21 protein-coding genes and 1 pseudogene are annotated in these 16,633 nt (G+C 70.6%); 12 read left to right on the top strand and 10 right to left on the bottom strand.

The genetic code is table 11. The features are described from left to right. Positions 1 to 45: 45 nt before the first annotated feature. The 5 genes from AB0J40_RS08920 to AB0J40_RS08900 form a co-directional block, all read right to left on the bottom strand. A complete protein-coding gene (locus tag AB0J40_RS08920; protein ID WP_364449605.1) occupies positions 46 to 1,404 on the bottom strand; it encodes a wax ester/triacylglycerol synthase family O-acyltransferase in 1,359 nt (452 codons plus the stop codon). 9 nt (positions 1,405 to 1,413) lie between these two features. Beyond that, positions 1,414 to 1,839, bottom strand: a complete 426-nt coding sequence (locus tag AB0J40_RS08915; RefSeq protein WP_364449603.1) for a hypothetical protein — start codon at positions 1,837 to 1,839, stop codon at positions 1,414 to 1,416. A 230-nt stretch (positions 1,840 to 2,069) separates the two neighbouring features. Then, positions 2,070 to 2,312: an SHOCT domain-containing protein gene (locus AB0J40_RS08910; RefSeq protein ID WP_364449600.1), complete on the bottom strand. Its 243-nt coding sequence runs from the start codon at positions 2,310 to 2,312 to the stop codon at positions 2,070 to 2,072. 14 nt (positions 2,313 to 2,326) lie between these two features. After that, positions 2,327 to 3,337, bottom strand: a complete 1,011-nt coding sequence (locus AB0J40_RS08905; RefSeq protein ID WP_364450073.1) for an NAD(P)H nitroreductase — start codon at positions 3,335 to 3,337, stop codon at positions 2,327 to 2,329. Then, the gene (locus AB0J40_RS08900; RefSeq protein WP_364449597.1) at positions 3,337 to 3,543 is read right to left on the bottom strand and encodes a hypothetical protein; all 207 of its coding nucleotides are present in this window, start codon (positions 3,541 to 3,543) and stop codon (positions 3,337 to 3,339) included. The genes AB0J40_RS08905 and AB0J40_RS08900 overlap by 1 nt, the downstream gene beginning before the upstream one ends. Positions 3,544 to 3,956: 413 nt before the next feature. Here AB0J40_RS08900 and AB0J40_RS08895 point away from each other — a divergent pair, with 413 nt between their 5' ends. The 5 genes and pseudogenes from AB0J40_RS08895 to AB0J40_RS08875 form a co-directional block, all read left to right on the top strand. After that, on the top strand, positions 3,957 to 4,682 hold the full coding sequence (locus tag AB0J40_RS08895; RefSeq protein WP_364449595.1) for an ABC transporter ATP-binding protein: 726 nt from the start codon (positions 3,957 to 3,959) through the stop codon (positions 4,680 to 4,682). Then, positions 4,679 to 5,413 (top strand): ABC transporter permease, encoded by a 735-nt coding sequence (locus tag AB0J40_RS08890; protein WP_364449592.1) that lies wholly within the window; start codon positions 4,679 to 4,681, stop codon positions 5,411 to 5,413. The genes AB0J40_RS08895 and AB0J40_RS08890 overlap by 4 nt, the downstream gene beginning before the upstream one ends. A 186-nt stretch (positions 5,414 to 5,599) precedes the next feature. After that, positions 5,600 to 6,055 (top strand): DUF6292 family protein, encoded by a 456-nt coding sequence (locus AB0J40_RS08885; protein WP_364449590.1) that lies wholly within the window; start codon positions 5,600 to 5,602, stop codon positions 6,053 to 6,055. Positions 6,056 to 6,061: 6 nt separating this feature from the next. Next, positions 6,062 to 7,081 carry a nitroreductase family protein gene (locus AB0J40_RS08880; protein WP_364449587.1) on the top strand — a complete coding sequence of 340 codons (1,020 nt, stop codon included), beginning with the start codon at positions 6,062 to 6,064 and terminating at the stop codon, positions 7,079 to 7,081. Beyond that, positions 7,078 to 7,203 (top strand): annotated as a pseudogene (locus AB0J40_RS08875) (hypothetical protein); the annotation flags it as partial. The gene AB0J40_RS08880 and the pseudogene AB0J40_RS08875, both read left to right, overlap by 4 nt. Before the next feature lie 78 nt (positions 7,204 to 7,281). Here the strand turns inward: AB0J40_RS08875 and AB0J40_RS08870 are convergent. Further along, the gene (locus AB0J40_RS08870; protein WP_364450070.1) at positions 7,282 to 7,542 is read right to left on the bottom strand and encodes a hypothetical protein; all 261 of its coding nucleotides are present in this window, start codon (positions 7,540 to 7,542) and stop codon (positions 7,282 to 7,284) included. A gap of 186 nt (positions 7,543 to 7,728) precedes the next feature. On the opposite strand from AB0J40_RS08870, the gene AB0J40_RS08865 reads away from it, so the two are divergent. Further along, the gene (locus AB0J40_RS08865) at positions 7,729 to 8,337 is read left to right on the top strand and encodes a hypothetical protein (protein WP_364449584.1); all 609 of its coding nucleotides are present in this window, start codon (positions 7,729 to 7,731) and stop codon (positions 8,335 to 8,337) included. Between the two features lie 79 nt (positions 8,338 to 8,416). Then, positions 8,417 to 9,427 carry a zinc-dependent alcohol dehydrogenase gene (locus AB0J40_RS08860; protein ID WP_364449581.1) on the top strand — a complete coding sequence of 337 codons (1,011 nt, stop codon included), beginning with the start codon at positions 8,417 to 8,419 and terminating at the stop codon, positions 9,425 to 9,427. 140 nt (positions 9,428 to 9,567) lie between these two features. Here AB0J40_RS08860 and AB0J40_RS08855 read toward each other — a convergent pair whose 3' ends face one another. From AB0J40_RS08855 to AB0J40_RS08845, 3 genes are all read right to left on the bottom strand, one after another. Then, positions 9,568 to 9,888 (bottom strand): STAS domain-containing protein, encoded by a 321-nt coding sequence (locus AB0J40_RS08855; protein ID WP_364449579.1) that lies wholly within the window; start codon positions 9,886 to 9,888, stop codon positions 9,568 to 9,570. 276 nt (positions 9,889 to 10,164) lie between these two features. Further along, positions 10,165 to 11,025, bottom strand: coding sequence for an SDR family oxidoreductase (locus AB0J40_RS08850; RefSeq protein WP_364449577.1), 861 nt, complete (start codon positions 11,023 to 11,025; stop codon positions 10,165 to 10,167). Positions 11,026 to 11,091: 66 nt separating this feature from the next. After that, on the bottom strand, positions 11,092 to 11,532 hold the full coding sequence (locus AB0J40_RS08845) for a MarR family winged helix-turn-helix transcriptional regulator (protein ID WP_364449575.1): 441 nt from the start codon (positions 11,530 to 11,532) through the stop codon (positions 11,092 to 11,094). Between the two features lie 283 nt (positions 11,533 to 11,815). Between AB0J40_RS08845 and AB0J40_RS08840 the strand changes: the two genes are divergently transcribed. Further along, positions 11,816 to 12,010: a hypothetical protein gene (locus AB0J40_RS08840; RefSeq protein WP_364449572.1), complete on the top strand. Its 195-nt coding sequence runs from the start codon at positions 11,816 to 11,818 to the stop codon at positions 12,008 to 12,010. Between the two features lie 38 nt (positions 12,011 to 12,048). Next, positions 12,049 to 12,354 (top strand): TetR-like C-terminal domain-containing protein, encoded by a 306-nt coding sequence (locus AB0J40_RS08835; protein WP_364449569.1) that lies wholly within the window; start codon positions 12,049 to 12,051, stop codon positions 12,352 to 12,354. A gap of 29 nt (positions 12,355 to 12,383) precedes the next feature. On the opposite strand, the gene AB0J40_RS08830 is transcribed toward AB0J40_RS08835, so the two are convergent. Continuing rightward, positions 12,384 to 13,151, bottom strand: a complete 768-nt coding sequence (locus tag AB0J40_RS08830; protein ID WP_364450067.1) for an FCD domain-containing protein — start codon at positions 13,149 to 13,151, stop codon at positions 12,384 to 12,386. Between the two features lie 244 nt (positions 13,152 to 13,395). Here AB0J40_RS08830 and AB0J40_RS08825 point away from each other — a divergent pair, with 244 nt between their 5' ends. The 3 genes from AB0J40_RS08825 to AB0J40_RS08815 are packed head-to-tail and all read left to right on the top strand — an operon-like array spanning position 13,396 to position 16,590. Beyond that, positions 13,396 to 14,748: a carbohydrate ABC transporter substrate-binding protein gene (locus tag AB0J40_RS08825; protein WP_364449566.1), complete on the top strand. Its 1,353-nt coding sequence runs from the start codon at positions 13,396 to 13,398 to the stop codon at positions 14,746 to 14,748. Then, complete coding sequence (locus AB0J40_RS08820; protein WP_364449563.1) at positions 14,745 to 15,662, top strand: sugar ABC transporter permease; 918 nt, start codon at positions 14,745 to 14,747, stop codon at positions 15,660 to 15,662. Before AB0J40_RS08825 ends, AB0J40_RS08820 begins: the two co-directional genes overlap by 4 nt. Further along, positions 15,652 to 16,590, top strand: coding sequence for a carbohydrate ABC transporter permease (locus tag AB0J40_RS08815; RefSeq protein ID WP_364449560.1), 939 nt, complete (start codon positions 15,652 to 15,654; stop codon positions 16,588 to 16,590). The genes AB0J40_RS08820 and AB0J40_RS08815 overlap by 11 nt, the downstream gene beginning before the upstream one ends. The last annotated feature ends 43 nt before the right edge of the window (positions 16,591 to 16,633 follow it).

The following is a 16,633-nucleotide window of genomic DNA, read 5'->3' as shown; positions in this document are numbered from 1 at the left end:
TCCCGGGGCGTCGTCCCGGTCACCCCACCGCCCGGACATGAAGGCTCAGCGTGCGGTGGCACGCAGGGCCTGGATCTCCCGCTCGATCGCCTTCGCGAGCACGTCGGTTTCCGGGATCGTGTCGGCGTCGGAGGTGATCCCGAACGTGATCCGCCCGGCGTAGCTGAGCATCGCAACGCCGGTCCGGACCCGCAGCGCGATCGGCACGTACGGGTAGATCTCGAGGATCCGGCGGCCGAGCGCGGACAGCGGTTCGGCCGGGCCGGGCACGTTGGTCGTCACCGTGACGATGTTGCGCTGCGGCAGGTGCGCGGCCGCCCGGATCGCCCAGGCGATCGGTGCGAACGGCTCGTGCGCGGCGGTCGCGGTCAGCAGCGCGCCGGCATCGGCCTCTTTGCTCGCCTTCAGCGTGCTCTGGCGGTGGTGCACCCGGATCAGGCGCTGCACCGGGTCGGCCAGGTCGACCGGCAGCAACGGCAGCAGGAGGGAGACTTCATTGTCGAGCGCGGTGCCGGTGCGCACGGACACCGGCACCAAGGACCGTACGCTGTCCGCGGCGGGGGTTTCGCCGCGGTGCAGCAGGAGTTCCCGGAATCCGCCGGCGACGGCGGCCAGCAGGACGTCGTTCACCGTGACGCCGTGTGTTTCCGCCACGGCCCTGACGTCGGCCAGGGCCACCGACGCGGTGGCGTACCGGCGGTCGCGGCCGAGCGGTCCGGTCAGCGGAGTCGGCGACGCGGGCAGCAGCGCGGAGGTCAGCGCGGCGAGGCCGCGGGCGGCGTCGCTCACACGGCGGGCCAGCCGGTTCGGGTGCCGCAGCTCACGGGCGATCAGCCGCGTCTGGTCCCACGGCGCGCGCATGATCGAGCCCGCGGCGCCCAGCAGCAGCTTGGCCACACCGGGATCGGGTGCTTCCTCACGTTGAGCCGGCGCGGGCGTGTCCCCGAAGAGGATCGTCTGCAGCCTGGTCGCGGCGAGCCCGTCGGCCAGCGCGTGGTGCACCTTGGCCAGGATCGCCCAGCGCCCGCCCGGCAGTCCCTCGATGACCCAGAACTCCCACAGCGGCCGGTCGCGTTCCAGCCGTTCGCCCATGAGCAGGGCGACCAGTTCGCACAGCGCCCGCTCGTCGTGCGGTTCGGGCAGCGCCATCCGGCCGAAGTGGGCTCCTGCGTCGAACGCGGGGTCGTCGACCCAGGCCGGCGGGCCCAGGTCGAACGGCACCGTGCGGACCTTCTGGTGGTACCGGGGGATGCCGGCCAGCCGGGCTCGCACGACGTCGACGAACTCCTCGTGCTCCGGGGCGGGCCCTTCGGCGATCGCGATCGAGGCGATGGCGAGGGATGCGCTGGGGTCTTCGTCCTCGATCTCGAGGAAGGCGGCGTCGAGCGGGCTGAGGCGGTCCATGACGTCCTCTCAGTGGGCGATGTCGACGACTACCCGGCGGATCGCGTCCGGCGGCCCGGCTTGCGCGAACACGCGGAAAGGCAGCTTCGCGCGCACGCCGACGGCGAACGTGCTCTGGCCTTCGAAGGAACCGGCGAAGCGAACGGCCCGTAGCGACGGCCAACCCGGCGTGGTCACCAAGGTGTCGCCGGTCTTGGCCAGGCCCCGGCCGGGCTGGTGCCCGGCGTCGTCGGTGCCGAGGGTGGGCGCCCGGACCACGACCTCGAGCGTGGCGCCGCCGGGTACCGGCAGCGGGTCGCCCTTGGGGTCGGTGGTCACGACCGTGACGTACCGGACGGCGAACCCGGCCTGCGCCGGGCCGTCGACGTCGAAGACCACCCGGTCGAAGCAGCCGTGACGGCCGGCGCGCACGAGGTAGAGCGCGCCCCGGCTCATCGTGTCGGAGCTGCCGGAGTCCGTACGCCACCCCGATGTCACCGAGCACGAGGGGGTGACCGGTGGTGGTGTCGTCGACGACGGGGCAGCCGTGGTGGTCGACGGCGCCGCGGGCAGAACCGAAGCCGACGGAGCCGTGCTCGCGACCGGTGCCGCGTTCTGGCCGCTCCCGCAACCGGTGAGGGCGAGCCCGCACCCCAGGGCCACGAGAACGGTCCTGGCGTGCCTGGTCATCTCGGCGTCAATGCGTCACGACGGCGTTCGTACTCCTCCTGGTCGATCTCGCCGCGGGCGAACCGCTCGTCGAGGATCCGCCGGGCGGTGTCGCCCGGCGTCGGCGGTTGCGGTGCCCTGCGGGCGAGGACGACGGCGACGGCGACGGCGACGAGTGCGGCCGGCACGAGCGCCATCAGCACGAGCATGCCGATGCCGCCCGCCCAGCCCATCGTCGTGGGGTAGTGCCAGTACGGCATGACCGGCTCCTTTCCTAGTGGGCCTGGAAATGCTTCGGGGCCGCTTCAAGCGGCTGCAGCACGTCGGCGAGGTCGCGGCGCGGGGTCGCGGGCAGCGGGTCTGCGTTGGCGGGGGCCCAGCCGACGCGCAGGATCATCTGCGGGTACGACCCGCCGGTGACCCGCGCGGTCACCGTCTCGCGGACATCGGGCAGTTCCAGCGGCTCGGTGAGCGGGCACGAGGACAGGCCGAACGCGTTCGCCGTGAGCAGCACCGCACTGGTCGCCTCGCCGGCGCGCAGCCGCGACATCCGGTCGTCGGAGGCGGTGCTCAGGATGAGCAGCACGGTCTCGTCGTCTTCGGCCTTGGCGTCGGGCGGCTGGGCCAGCAGCGGGTCGGCGAACGGGCGGGTGCGCAGCGCACCCGGGGTGTCGTCGGGTGCCGGGGTGTTGCGGGCCGGGACGCCGTCGGGGGAGACGTGGCGGCCGCTCCAGGCAGCCAGCTCGGTGCGGTAGGCGGGGTCGTCGGCGTGCCGCCGGGAAGCCTCTTCGATGGCCGTGGCCAGGTGGTACCGCGCGGAGTTCTCGGCGATCTGCAGCACCGTGCCCTCCAAAGCGGCGGCCTTGGCCATGGCTTCGACGTGCCCGCGGGGGACGGTCCAGGAGCTGTGCCGGCGCCGGTCGGTGCGCCGCCGGGGGATCGCGGCCGCCATCGCGACCTCGTCCTGCGTCGGCTGGTGCTGCTCGAGGGTGACCGCGGCGAGGTGGTCGGGTTCGTCCGGGTTGGGCAGCCGGTGCACTTCGGCGGTCCAGCCGAGCGCGGCGAAGCCGATCCGGAGGTGGTGCAATGCGGCGCCGCAGCTGAGGATCAGGTCCCGCCCGTCCGGGTCGGTCTCGTGCAGGAGCCGGTCCGGATCGGCGTAGAGGTGCAGCGAGCTGTGCCCGATCCGCCAGTACCACGGCTGGGAGTTGTGCACCGACGGCGCGCGGACGGCCATCGCCACCGCGGTCTTGACGGTGAACTCGTCCGGAAATGCTCGCTCCATCATCGGCCTTCCTCGTGGTCCGGGTGTTCGGTCGAGTCGAGCCTCGCATCGCCCAGCTCGTCGGCAGCAGGGCCGGAATGCCTCTGGATCGGGGACTTTCGGTGCTCCGGCGCCAGCCAGGCCAGTGCGCGCGCGACCGATTCGGCCGGCGTGCCGGTGGTCGGGAGCGGGTGTGCCTCGGACCACGCGTCGGCGTCGGCGGTCATCCGGTGCGCGGCTGTCGCTTCCGGTGCCTGGCAGTGCACGGCGACCAGCGGACTGCTTGTCCGTCCGGCGGTCTCGGCGGCGACCGGTTCAGTTCCACCTCCCGGTGGCACACCCGCTCCCGCGTCTCGCGGGCGGTGAAGTCGAGGAAGCCGAGGTCGGCCGGCTTCTTCAGCTTGTAGGCGCGGCCCCCGACGAGGAAGACCGCACCGATGTGGGTTTCGTGCACATCTGCCCAAGGCGCGTTCATGCCCCGAGGATGGCCGGTCGGCACGCGCCGCCGAAGGGCGTCAGGTCACCGGCTGGGAGCCGGAAGTCCCGGACCGGGGACGAAAGTCACCGCAAGCCGGGACCGCGGGCACCTGATTCGCCGCCGGCCTCCGCCGAGCATGGAGGCGGACGGAAGGAGCACGCCGTGGACGAACCGGCGATCGAGGTCGAGGGCCTGCGGGTCCGGCGCGGCGGGCAAGAGGTTCTGCGCGACATCGGGTGCACCGTCCGGCGCGGAACCGTGACCGGCCTGCTCGGCCCCAACGGCTGCGGCAAGAGCACGCTCATGCGGTCGATCGTCGGCGTGCAGATCGTCGAGTCCGGCCGGGTGACGGTGCTCCGGCGCCCGGCGGGGAGCCCCGAGCTGCGCCGGCGGATCGGCTACGCCACCCAGGATCCGGCGATCTACGCGGACCTGACCGTGAGCGAGGCGTTGCGCTACTTCGCCGCCGTGCTCGGCGCTCCGCCGTCCGATGTGGACCGGGTGATCACGCAGACCGGCCTGACCGCCTCGGCCAAGACCGTCGTCGGCCGCCTCTCGGGCGGCCAGCGCGGCCGGGCCAACCTGTCCGTCGCGCTGCTCGGCACCCCCGAACTGCTGGTGCTCGACGAACCGACGGTCGGCTCCGACCCCGAACTGCGGGACGAGCTCTGGCAGCTGTTCCACCACCTCGCCGCGACCGGGGTGACGCTGCTGATCTCCAGCCACGTCATGGACGAGGCCGCCCGATGCGACGAGCTCCTCCTGCTCCACCACGGGAAGCTGCTGGCCCAGGCGACGCCGGACGTGCTTCGCGAGCGCACTGGTGCGCCGGACCTCGAGCAGGCGTTCCTGCGGCTGATCAAGGGCCGGGAAGGAGCGGCGCGATGAGCGCCCCGATCACGTTCGCCACGACCCGCCGCATCCTCACCCAGCTGCGGCACGACCCGCGCACGGTCGGCCTGATCATCGGCGTGCCCAGCCTGCTGATGATCCTCCTGCGGTACGTCCTGAACTCCGAACAGCGCTTCAGCGCGATCGCCCCCGCACTGCTGGGCATCTTCCCGTTCACGATCATGTTCCTGCTGACCTCGATCACCACGTTGCGCGAGCGCACCACGGGAACGCTCGAACGCCTGATGACGATGCCGATGGGCAAGCTCGACCTGCTCTCCGGCTACGCGCTGGCGTTCGGCCTGCTCGCGACCCTGCAGGTGCTGGTGGCCGCGGGAATCAGCCTGACCTGGCTCGGCCTCGACATCGCCGGCTCGGTCTGGACGCTCCTCCTGATCGTGGTGCTGGACGCCCTGCTGGGCACGGCACTCGGCCTCTTCGTCAGCGCGTTCGCGCGCACGGAGTTCCAGGCGATCCAGTTCCTGCCGGTGTTCGTCCTGCCCCAGTTCCTGTTGTGCGGCCTGTTCGTGCCGCGCGACGAGATGGGCTGGCTGCTGAGCGCCGTTTCGGACGTGCTTCCGCTGTCCTACGCGGTGGACGCGCTGACCCACGTGACCCGCTCCGCGGCGGTCGACGGCACCTTGGTCCGCAACGTCGCGATCATCGCCGGCTGCGCGGTCGTGGCCCTGCTGCTCGGCGCGGCTACCTTGCGCCGGCGCACCCCGTGAGCTCGCCGTGCCCAGGGTGAAACGCGGTCGCCGGGGACCTGCCGCGCGTCCTGCGACGGCCAGGTGACCAAAGTCCTTCCCCTCGGGGCCGAACGACGCCATCCCCACGCGGCGACGGAGCCGTACCGTCGGAACGAGGGGGAATCCGGCCCGACACGGCCGGAGAGCGTCCCACGACGATGGAAGGTGATTCCCCTGCTGACCGGTATCGACCGCGACCACGGGCTGTGGTGTGGGCTGACCGGCTACCTCGCCGCGGTGAGTGCCGCGCTCGGTGCCGGCGAGGAGTCCTGCACCGTGGATCTCGGCACCCCCGTGTCGGGCTACGTCGCGCTGGACGTAAGGCTGCGCGGCCACCCGGGCCGGGACATGGCTCTGCTGTGGGACGAGCGCCATGGGTGGGCATTCGCCATGGAGACCCACTCCGGAGAGGACCTGCTGGTGCTCGCCTACCTCGGCGGCGAGCTGGTGCCGGCGCCGTCTCGCGTCCGCCGCTTCGTGGCCGGTATCCACTCCACCGGCAGGCCCGGCTCCGCGCCGGTTCCGGTGGATCTGCGCGGCGACCCGGGCGAACTGGCGGCCCGTCTGCTGCGCTACCGCCGTGACGAGTGGTCCGCGTCTTTTCTGAGCCGGACCGGGTGACCCGGCATGTCCACTGTGGAGGAACGGCCCTGGACGGCGGCCGAGACCGAAGTACTGCTCCGGTCGATGATGCGCGCGCCGTCGGTGCACAACACCCAGCCGTGGCTGCTGGAGGTCGAGCCGGGCGAGCTGAGGGTGCGGGAACGCGCCGAACCGGCCCTCCCGCACCACGACCCCCACGGCCGCGACCGCGCCGCGTCGTGTGGCGCGGCGGTGGCCAACCTCGAACTCGCCGTACGAACCCTCGGCCGGGCCGCGGAGACCGCGTTACTGCCGGACGCCGACGATCCGGGCCTGGTGGCCCGGATCGCCGTCGGCGGCGAGGTCGCCCCCAGCCCAGAAGAACTTCGCCGGTACGGGGCGATCGCTCGCCGGGCGAGCCAACGGGCGCCGTTCGACGGTGTGGCCGTGCCGGCACCAGTGGTGCACAAGCTCGTCGACGCGGGCGGGGCACCGGGCGTCGAAGCACGGCATGTCCGGCCCGGCCGTGAGGTCGCCGTCGTCGCCCGGCTGCTGCGCTTCGCCGCGGAGCACTTCCAAACCGACAGCGGCTACCAGCGCGAGCTCTCCCTCTGGACGATCCGGGACGAACACGCCCACCGCCACGGCGTGGGGATCCCCGCCGGCCGGGTGCCGTCGGGTTCGGTGCCGTGGGCGGGGCTGGTCCAGCGCGCCACGGAGGTCCCGGACACGCCGGAGCTCGAGCGTCGGCTCGCCGGTGAGACCTTGCTGGTGTTCGTCACGGTGGACGACGCCCCGCTCGACCACATCCGCGCCGGGTACGCGCTGGAACGAGCCTGGCTCGCCGCGGTCGACCTCGGCCTGGCGGCGGGGGTGCTGACGCAGCCGCTGCACCTGGAGCCGGTGCGCTCCGCGCTGTGCGAGGACCTCGAGCTGACGGGCTTCCCGCAGGCGCTCCTGCGCATCGGGTACGCCGCGGAGGCCGACCCGCCTTCGCCACGGCAGGGGGAGCAAGAGGTTCTGCGCGGCGGACCGGGACCGGCTGTCCGCCCACCGGGACGATGACCCACGCGTCGCGGCCGGTCCGGGCGGCCATCCCGCTCAGCGTGGATGAAACCGGGAACGTGACCGTCGTCTTCGAAGTGCTCTCATATGCGGGCACTCTGACGATCCCGGTGCTCGCCGACCGCAGCCGGTGTCTCGATCTCGACGTGCTCGCCGACGGCCTGAGGGCAGAGCTGGACCTGGTGCGCGGCGAAGCGAGGTCAACGGCGGCCTTTCGGCTCTGCACTCGTGGACCCAGGACCCTGTCCCTCCGGCGGGGTCCCGGGTCGATGCTCGAGGCAGTAGCCCTCGACGAACTTCCCCAGATAGTCCCAGACGCCGACGGCGGGCTGGGACGTGTCGACGTGGCACCGCCACACCGACCAGGCCCGCGGGGCGTCCGAAAAGGACAGCACCGCGGCCGGCTGCGGATCGTGCACGAAGACGAAGTCACAGTCCGCACGATCCGGATCGGCCGACAGCTCCTCGGCGTTGCGAACCGCTGCCCCCAGGGCACAAAGTCACCGGATCGGCAGCGGCGGAAACGGCCGCAAGGTCCGCGGACGCGGGACTCTGTCCCCTGCGCCGTGACCGTGGGAGTCCGCAATGCTGGGCGCACCCCACGTTCTGCGGACTTTTGCGGAAGGCAGCAAACGATGTAAGCGTCGATGCGGTTGATCCGGTTGCGACACAGTCTCCTTCCCGGGCGTCACACCGTGGCCAGGCCGTCTGACCGGGTTCAGGCGGCGGTGCTGCTCGTCGTGGTCCTGGCGTCCCTGCTCGCCGGCGTGGGAGCGGTCCTGCTCGGAATCGGCATCCACGCGGCAGAAACGGCCGAGTTTCGCGACCAGATCGCTTCGCGCTACGAGGCGACGGCGGTTCTGCTGGCCGACGGTCCGGCGCCTGGCACCGTCGGCCGCAGCGGCACCCCGGGCGAATCCGGTCCGGCAAAGGCCTTCTGGCTGGCGCGTGACGGGCAGCGGCACACCGGCGAGGTAGACGCCCCGGCCGGAACGGTCGCCGGCAACGAGATTCCGATCTGGCTCGACGTCACGGGCACGCCGGTCGACCGCCCGCTCACCCCGATTTCGGCGGCCGTCGACGCGGTGGTCGTCGCGATCGGGCTTTGGGTGGGTGTGGTGTTCGTCCTCGCCCTGGGCTACCGCGGCGTGGTCTTCGCGCTGGACCGGTTCCGCCTCGCCCGCTGGCAGCGGGAGTGGTTCGCCCGGCAGCGCGGCCGCACCCGGCGGGATGACCAAAGTCCCGCCGGCTCGTGACCGTCGGCCACAGCGGCACGCTCATCGATCCGCGACCGTCGACACGGTCACGAAATCACCCTTCGCATTAGGAGCGAACATGAAGGCTGCAGTCGTCACGGATTTCTCGTCCGCGCTCGAGCTGCGCGAGGTACCGATCCCGGAGCCCGGCCCCCAGCAGATCCTGGTCCGGCTGGAGACCTGCGGGATCTGCCACACGGACATCCACGCCGCCCACGGGGACTGGCCGGTGAAGCCGGAACTGCCCCTGATCCCGGGCCACGAGGGAGTCGGCGTCATCGAACGCGTCGGCGCCGGGGTGCCGGAGGATCGGATCGGGCAGCGGGTGGCGCTGCCGTGGCTCGGCTCGGCCTGTGGTGAGTGCGGCTTCTGCATCTCCGGCTGGGAAACGCTGTGCGAGGCACAGCAGAACACCGGCTATTCGATCGACGGCGGCTACGCCGAGTACGCCGTCGCGAATGCCCATTACGCGGTCCCCGTGCCCGAAGGTGTCCCGCCGATCGAGGCGTCCCCGCTGACGTGCGCAGGCGTGACGACCTACAAGGCCGTCAAGGTCGGTGACGTCCGCCCGGCGGACCGGGTCGCGATCTTCGGCGTCGGCGGCCTCGGTCACCTCGCCATCCAGTACGCGCGCATCGCGGGCGGTTTCGTCACGGCGGTCGACATCGAGCCCGGAAAGCTCGACCTCGCCCGCGAACTCGGCGCGGACCGGGTCGTCGACGCGAGCGCGGGCGACCCGGCCGAAGCCATCCAGGCCGAGGGTGGAGCGGACGTGGCGATCGTGCTGGCCGCGGCGCCGAGCGCGTTCGAGCAGGCACTGCGTTCCCTCCGCCGCGGTGGCCGCTTGGTCTGCGTCGGCATCCCGGCGGGCGGCGTCCTTCCGATCCCGATCTTCGAGACGGTGATCAAGGGCATCTCGGTGATCGGCTCGATCGTCGGCACCCGAAAGGACCTGGCGGAGGTGTTCGCCCTGCACGCCGCGGGCCGGACGACCGTGACGGCCGAGGCTCGGAAGCTGGAAGACATCAACGAAGCATTCGGCGACGTCTTGGCCAACCGTGTCCCCGCCCGTCTGGTGATCGAGTTTTGACACGGTGACGGTCCCGCCCCACGGAGCCGCAACTGCATCCCGGTGGGTGGCGTCGCCCCGTGCGACTTCTCAGGTGACCTCCTGGCCGGACTCCGGAAACGACGGGAGTGCCCTTCGGCTCTGATTGCAAATGATGCGGGTCAGTCCGGGCCGGCCAGCCAGGTGCGGGCGTCCGCGAGAGTTCTGTGGACGACGATGGCGCGATCAACGGCGGTCACCTGCAGGGGCCGCAGGACTGCGCGCTGATCGCTGACCAAGCAGAAGGGCACGTTCACACCCTGGGCCGCGCTCGCTAGTGTGAGCAGCCCAATCACTCCGGCGGACCCGAGGAAGCTCACCCGCGTGAGATCGGCGATGACGGCCGGCGGCCGACCGGTGAGCAATTCTTCGATGTGGCGGACGAACCTAGGGGCTGTAGCCATGTCGATTTCGCCGTCGACCGTGGCGATCACTGCGTCCACGCCCATTGCGTTGGCGAAGACAACGGGAAGTGCACGGTCTTCCCCGCGTGTATGGCGGAACACTCGGACCACGACCCGACGATAACGGAAGCCGGTAGGCATCAAACCATTGACCACACTAAAGACTGAATGGGTGAATAATTCACGGCCAAGTTATCGGGCCTCGGTCGGGTTTGTACTTGACGAGTGCGAACTCGATGTCCGGTGCTGTAAACGTCGTGATGCCGGGCAATGAGGCGTTCGGCCACCGCTTCGCGGTCGTCAACGCCTCTTCGGTCAGGCCGATGGGATCGAAATCGTTTCGTGGTATGTCTTTCCGCTGCTCATCCCGAGCAACGCGGCGATGCGCCGCTTCGTCAGCGCAGTGGCGACCAGGTCGCCCAAGCGCGGTGACAAGGCCTCGCTCAGGAGCAACATGTTCGCCGTCCGGGGGAGGACCACCCGGCGCTGTCCACGGCGGACCGCGGTCACCACGGCCTTCGCGACGTCGTCCGACGACAGGGGCGTCATGTGGCGGAACGGCGGCGGCATCTCGGCCACGTCCGCGTCCCGCAGCAGGTCGGTGGCGGTCAGCGCGGGATGGATCACCGAGACCCGGATGCCGTCGGCGGCCACTTCCTGGCGAAGGGCGTCGGAGAACGCGGAGACCGCGTGCATGACGATCGCGTACGAGCCGAAGCGGGCGAAAGCCTTGCGGCCCATGACAGACGACATGTTGACGATCGACCCGGCGCCCTGCCGTCGGAAGATGGGGAGCACCTGCTGCGTCACGCTGATCATCCCGAAGAGGCTCGCGCGCTGGGTCAGCCGCAGGTCTTCGGCGAAGGTGCCGGCGGCGACTTCGCCGACCTTGCCGATGCCGGCGTTGTTGACCAGCACGTCGATGCGGCCGAACCGGCGCACCGCGGCCTCGACCAGTGCGGTGACCTCCTCGGGAGCCGACACATCGGTGGGCACCGACAGCGCCTCGGCGCCGAGCGCCAGCACTTCCTTCTCCACCTCGGCCAGCCGGCCGGCCGAGCGGGCGGCGAGAACGAGCCGCGCGCCCTCCGCGGCGAACGCCAGCGCGACCGCCCTGCCGATGCCTCGTGACGCGCCGGTGACCAGCACGACCTCGTTCGCGAAGGACCTGCTCATGACTTCTCCTTAAAGTTGTATATGCAACATATGGTCATCGGAAGACGGGAACCCGATCCCGCTCGCTCAGCTGCCGGGGGGATAGCCCATGCCGCGCGCGATCTCCTGGATCGCCCCGGTTCCCCCGGCTCCGAGCAGCTCGGCCGCCTGCTCCTGGCACTGCCGCCAGATCGGCAGCACGGACTCGATCTTGCTCTGGCCGGCCTTCGTGAGCGCGACTTCCCGAATCCCCTTCGCGTCAGCGGAAACCGCTTCGATCCAGCCGTGGCCGAGCAGGAGGTTCAGGTTGCGGCTGACCGTCGACCTCTCCAGCTGCAACACCTCGCCGAGCGCCGAGGGCGGGCACGGGCCCGCCTTGCCCACGGCCGCCAGCAGGTTGAGCTGCGCGATGGTCACGCCGTGGCCGGCCAGCGCTCCGTCGTAGAGGCTCGTGAGAGCCCGGCTGATCAGCCGGGTGCGGACCGCCAGGCAGTCGACCACGATTTCGTCAACGGCAGAGAGCTTCACGAGCACAGTGTTGCATATACATCAAGGTGGCGTCAACGCGCTCTGGCCCGATCGGCTTACCGCCGGATCGTCGAAGGGGTTGCCGTCCACGACGATGAGATCCGCGAGCTTCCCGGAGCGACGGTACCGAGATCGGCGTCGATGCCCATGATCTCGGCGTTGCCGATGGGGACCCGAGGAGGTCCGACCCCGAACCGATACGCACTCCGGCGTCGGCCAGGATCCGGGACAGGTCCTCGCGGGCGATCTCGATGTCGTCGGGCAGCCGGCCGACGGCCGCGCCGTGCTCGTCGACGAAGTGCACCTGCTCGGTCATCCGGATCCGCGCGTCGCGGACCGCGGGCAGGATGCCCATCTTCTCGGCGACTTCGATCGCGTCGCCGCGGACGTCGATGGGCGATCCGTTGCCACGAAGCCGATCGACCCGCTCGACGAGCACGACGTGGTGACCGCGCATCCCGAGGTCGCGTCCGAGTGAGAGGCCGGCGACGCCCGCGGGGACGTTTGCCGCGACGGGTGGGCGAGCACGAAGTCGCGCAGCAACCGGCGGTTTCGCCGGCGAACTCCAGCGTGATTCCGTGGCCCATCGCGGCTCCCGGCAACGTGGAGCTCGACGAGGCGGTCCGGGTCGTCCACGACCGGCGGCTCGACAGCGCCGTCGAGCAGGGGGAAATTCCCCCGGCGGACACCTACTTCCTCACCGAGCTGCTGTCCGGGCCGGTGTACCTCTACCTCATCCGGCGCCGCCACCCCTTCACCCGCGCGGTGGCCGAGAAGATCGCCGACGTCGTCCTGGCGGGCCTCAACGCCAGCGCGCAGTAGGGCTCCGAAAACGGAATCCAGAGAAGCCTTTACCCGAAAAGGCGGCGCTGGATCTCGCGGCGGTAGTCCTCCAGGGTGTTGTCGAGGTGCACCGCGGCGGCTTCGGCGGCCGCTTCCGGGTCGCCGTCGCGGATGGCCGCGTAGATCGCCGCGTGTTCCTCGATCGCCTCCGCCGCGTGGCCGCCGACTGTGCCGTGCAGCCCGATCGTGCTGGACTGGTGCTGCAGGCGCCGGGCTTCGCGGACCGCGGCCAGGAGGAACTGGTTGTGGGACGCCGCCGCGATCCCGAGGTGGAAGTCGTCGTCTCCGCGGTCGAACAGGGCCACCTCGCCGGTCAGGTGCCCGTGGCGGCAGGTTTCCGCGGCCGCCTCGATCGACCGGAGCTCGCCCGGTGTGGCGCGCGTTGCGGCGAGCCTGCTGGCCGTCATCTCCTGCACGCGGCGGAACTCGAACAGCATGTAGACGTGGTCCAGGTCGGTGGGCAGGAAGAATCCCGACCAGCGCGCCGAGCCCAGCATTCCCTCGTCGTCGGCCACGTAGAGGCCGCGGCCCTTTTGGGCGCGCACCCGCCCGATGGCGGACAGGATCTTGACCGCCTCCCGCACGACCGTGCGCGAGGCGCCCAGGCGGGCGGCGAGCTCGTTCTCCGTGGGCATGCGGTCCCCGGCTTGCAGCTTGAGCTCGGCGATCAGCTGCAGGATCCGTTCGGCGACGAGTTCGTATCCCGGCCGGTACGACGCCGCTCCGGGCGCGGCCGGGCCGCCGCCCGCCGGTCCGGGGTCGCCTGCTGCGGCCATCTCGTCCACCCGCTGGTCTCCTTCGTGTTCGGCAACGGAGAGCGTCCTCGCATGGACCATACATCGGGGTCCTCACCTCGCCAATGAGTAGTACTCATTTTGGCCATGCGCGCTGAGACGCCGGAGAAATTACCGCTCTACCTCTTGACGTCTCCGCGGCTGCCAGCTGTGATGTCTCCCGGAGCTATCGCTCGCCGAGAATGTGTCGTACACATCTCGGAGCCACGATGGAGTGGAGTACCTCATGACAGTTCATGCGCGCGCTACCGGAGCCAGAGGCTGGCGGTACGCGGGGCTGGTCCTCGGTGTCGTGGCCGCCCTCGCCGGGGTCACGGCCTGCGGGAACGGCGGGAGCGGCAGCAGCGCCCAGGGCGGGTTCCAGCCGGTGCCGCAGACGGGCGGGAAGATCACCGTCTGGGTCGACTCGACGCGGCTGCCGGCCGCGCAGCTGTACCAGAAGCAGCACCCGGCGGCGCAGCTGGACATCGTCACCTACGACGGGGACGCCAACGGCTCGAACTACCTGCAGACCAAGGTGGGGCTGTTCAACCGGACCCGCAGCGGCTGGCCGGACGTGGTGTTCAGCTCGCAGAACAACGAGGTCAGCTGGGCGGTGCAGGCGGGGTTCACGGCGCCGCTGAACAAGGGGCAGATTCCGGAAGCCACCCTGAACGGCTGGACCGCCGGGGCCAACGACCCGTGCACGGTCGAGGGCACGCTGTACTGCCTGCGCAACGACCTCGCCCAGACCGTCCTCTGGTACAACGCGCCGCTGATGCAGTCGTGGGGCTACCAGGTCCCGAAGACCTGGGAGGACTACCGGGCACTGGGGCAGCGGGTCGCCACCGAGCACCCGGGCTACCTCGTCGGCTCCGCCGGCGACAACTTCACCCCGGAGATCTACTTCTGGGCTTCCAAGTGCGGGGCCAACGAGATCACCGGCCCGAAGTCGGTCAAGGTCGACACGACGAGCCCGAACTGCACCCGGATGGCCTCCTTGCTCGACACGCTCGTGAAGAACCGGACGATGGCGACCAGCAGCGTGTTCAGCTCCGACTTCGCCAAGAACTCCGCGGACAAGATCCTCATGATGCCCGGACCGTCGTGGTTCGGCGGCTCGGTGTTCCAGGAGGCGTTCAAGACCCCGGCCGGCCAGATCGCCGCGGCCCCGCTGCCGCAGTGGGCGGGCGACCCGGCTCCCTCGGTCGGCAACGTCGGCGGCGGCACCTGGCTGCTGTCCGCGCACAGCGCCAACCTCAAGGACGCCACCGACTTCCTCACCTGGGTCACCACGTCGGACGAGTACCAGGGAACGGTCTCCCCGGGCTACCCCGCGTACGCCCCGGCGGCCAAGACGTGGCTGGCCAAGCAGTCTTCCGGCAAGTACTACGCCAACGACGTCGGCGCGCCGCTGACGGCGGCCGCCCCGCAGGTGTGGCGCGGATGGGGGTACGGGCAGTTCAGCCAGGAGGCGATCTGGGCCGCGACCGTCACGCCGGGACTGACCGCGGGCAAGACGATCGAGTCGATGCTGCCGGAGTGGCAGACCGCGATCACCAACTACGCGAAGTCGAACGGGTACGAGGTCACCCGATGACGACCGCCGCCCCGGCCACCCGGCCCGCCAGGACCCCGCCCCGGCGGCGGGTGTTCTGGCCGGGCCGGTCCGGCCACCTCTTCGTCGCCGCCTACGTCGTCCTGCTGATCGCGTTCGGCGTGGTTCCCACGGTGTACGCGGTGTACTTCGCGTTCACCGACGCGGGCGACAACTTCGCCGGCCTGGCCAACTTCGTCGACGCCGCCAGTGACTTCCGGTACTTCGCCGCCGTCGGGCACGTCGCGCTGTACCTGGTGTTCTGGCTGGTTTCCCTGGTCGTGTTCGTGGTGGGGCTGGCGCTGGTGCTGCACCGCCTGACCGCGGACGCCGTCGGCAAGAGCCTGCGTTTCCTGTACTACATCCCGGGAGCGCTGGCCGGGGCGGCGAGTGTGATGGTGTGGCTGTTCATGCTGGACCCGTCGGTGAGCCCGGTCAGCTCGCTGCTGCGCGCGCTCGGGTTCGACACGTTCGGCCAGGTCGTCGCGCCCGACCACCTCCCGGTCCTGTTCACCCTGATCGCCTTCTGGACCGGGGCGGGTGGCTGGATCGTCGTGATGTACGGCGCCCTCAACAACATCTCGCCCGACCTGCTGGAGGCGGCCCGGATCGACGGCGCCGGCGGGTGGCAGACGGCCTGGCGCATCCAGATCCCCTTGCTGCGCAAGTGGATCGTCTACATGGTCATCCTGGCGTTCGCCGGCGGCACCCAGCTGTTCGTCGAACCGCAGCTGCTGTCGCAGGCGAGCGTCGGCGTGGCCGGGCACGACTACTCGCTCAACCAGCTCTCCTACGACTTCGCCTTCCAGAACAACAACGTGAACACCGCCGCGGCCGTCTCGGTGGAGCTGCTGCTGGTCGGACTCGTCGTCGCCGGCGTGTTCGTCGCACGATCGGGGTTCTTCGATGCCGACTGACATCCGCCTTCCCGCGAGGGTGAACGAGCCGGTCCGCCGCTCGGCCGCACCGCGGCGGCGTCGTGCTCGCCGGAAGCTGCCGAACCCGCTGTCGGCACTGGTTCTGGTGCTGTTCCTCGTCTTCTTCGTGCTGCCGGTGCTGTGGCTGGTGCTGGCGGCGACGAAGACCGACGACCAGCTCGTGCACGGCAACCCGCTGTCGTTCGGCTCGTGGCAGGCGCTGGCCGGCAACTGGACCGCGCTGACGTCGTTCGGTGACAACGCGATCTTCCGCTGGCTCGGCAATTCCGCGGTCTACTCGTTCGCCGCCCTCGTGATCACGCTGTGCGTGGCGATCCCGGCCGGGTACGCGCTCGCGATGACCGAGTTCCGCGGCCGGCGCACGCTGCTCGTGGCGACGCTCGTGGTCATGCTGATGCCGAACGCCACCCTGGTGGTGCCGTTGTTCCTCGAGGTGAACGTCGTGCACCTGGTCGGCTCGATGTGGTCGGTCATCCTGCCGTACTCGTTCTACCCGTTCGGCGTGTACCTGACCTACATCTACTTCAGCACCGCGGTGCCCCGTGACCTGATCGCGGCGGCGAAGCTCGACGGCTGCACGTCGTTCGGGGTGTTCCGCCACGTCGCCCTGCCGCTGGCGACGCCGATCGTCGCCCTCGTCGGCTTCTTCAGCTTCGTGGCCAACTGGACCAACTACTTCCTGCCCTACGTGCTGCTGCCGGAAAGCGACCAGTTCCCGGTCCAGGTGGGCCTGGGCACGTTGCTGAACGCGGTGCCGCAGTTCAACCCGACCGTCGGCACCGCGGCGGTGCAGCGGCCGGAACTGGCCTTGGCCACCCTGCTGGCGATCACCCCGGTCCTCGTGGTCTTCCTGTTCTCCCAGCGCTTCCTGGTCGCCGGGATGCTCGCCGGCGCCACCAAGGAATAGGACCACGCCGTCACCGCCTCGTCTCCTCGGCGGCACCCCCGCG

The sequence above is a fragment of the Amycolatopsis sp. NPDC049691 genome, assembly GCF_040675005.1.
In the GTDB taxonomy this organism is placed as follows: domain Bacteria; phylum Actinomycetota; class Actinomycetes; order Mycobacteriales; family Pseudonocardiaceae; genus Amycolatopsis.
Note: the sequence above shows the minus strand (reverse complement) of the source record. Positions and strands in the feature narration are given on the sequence as shown.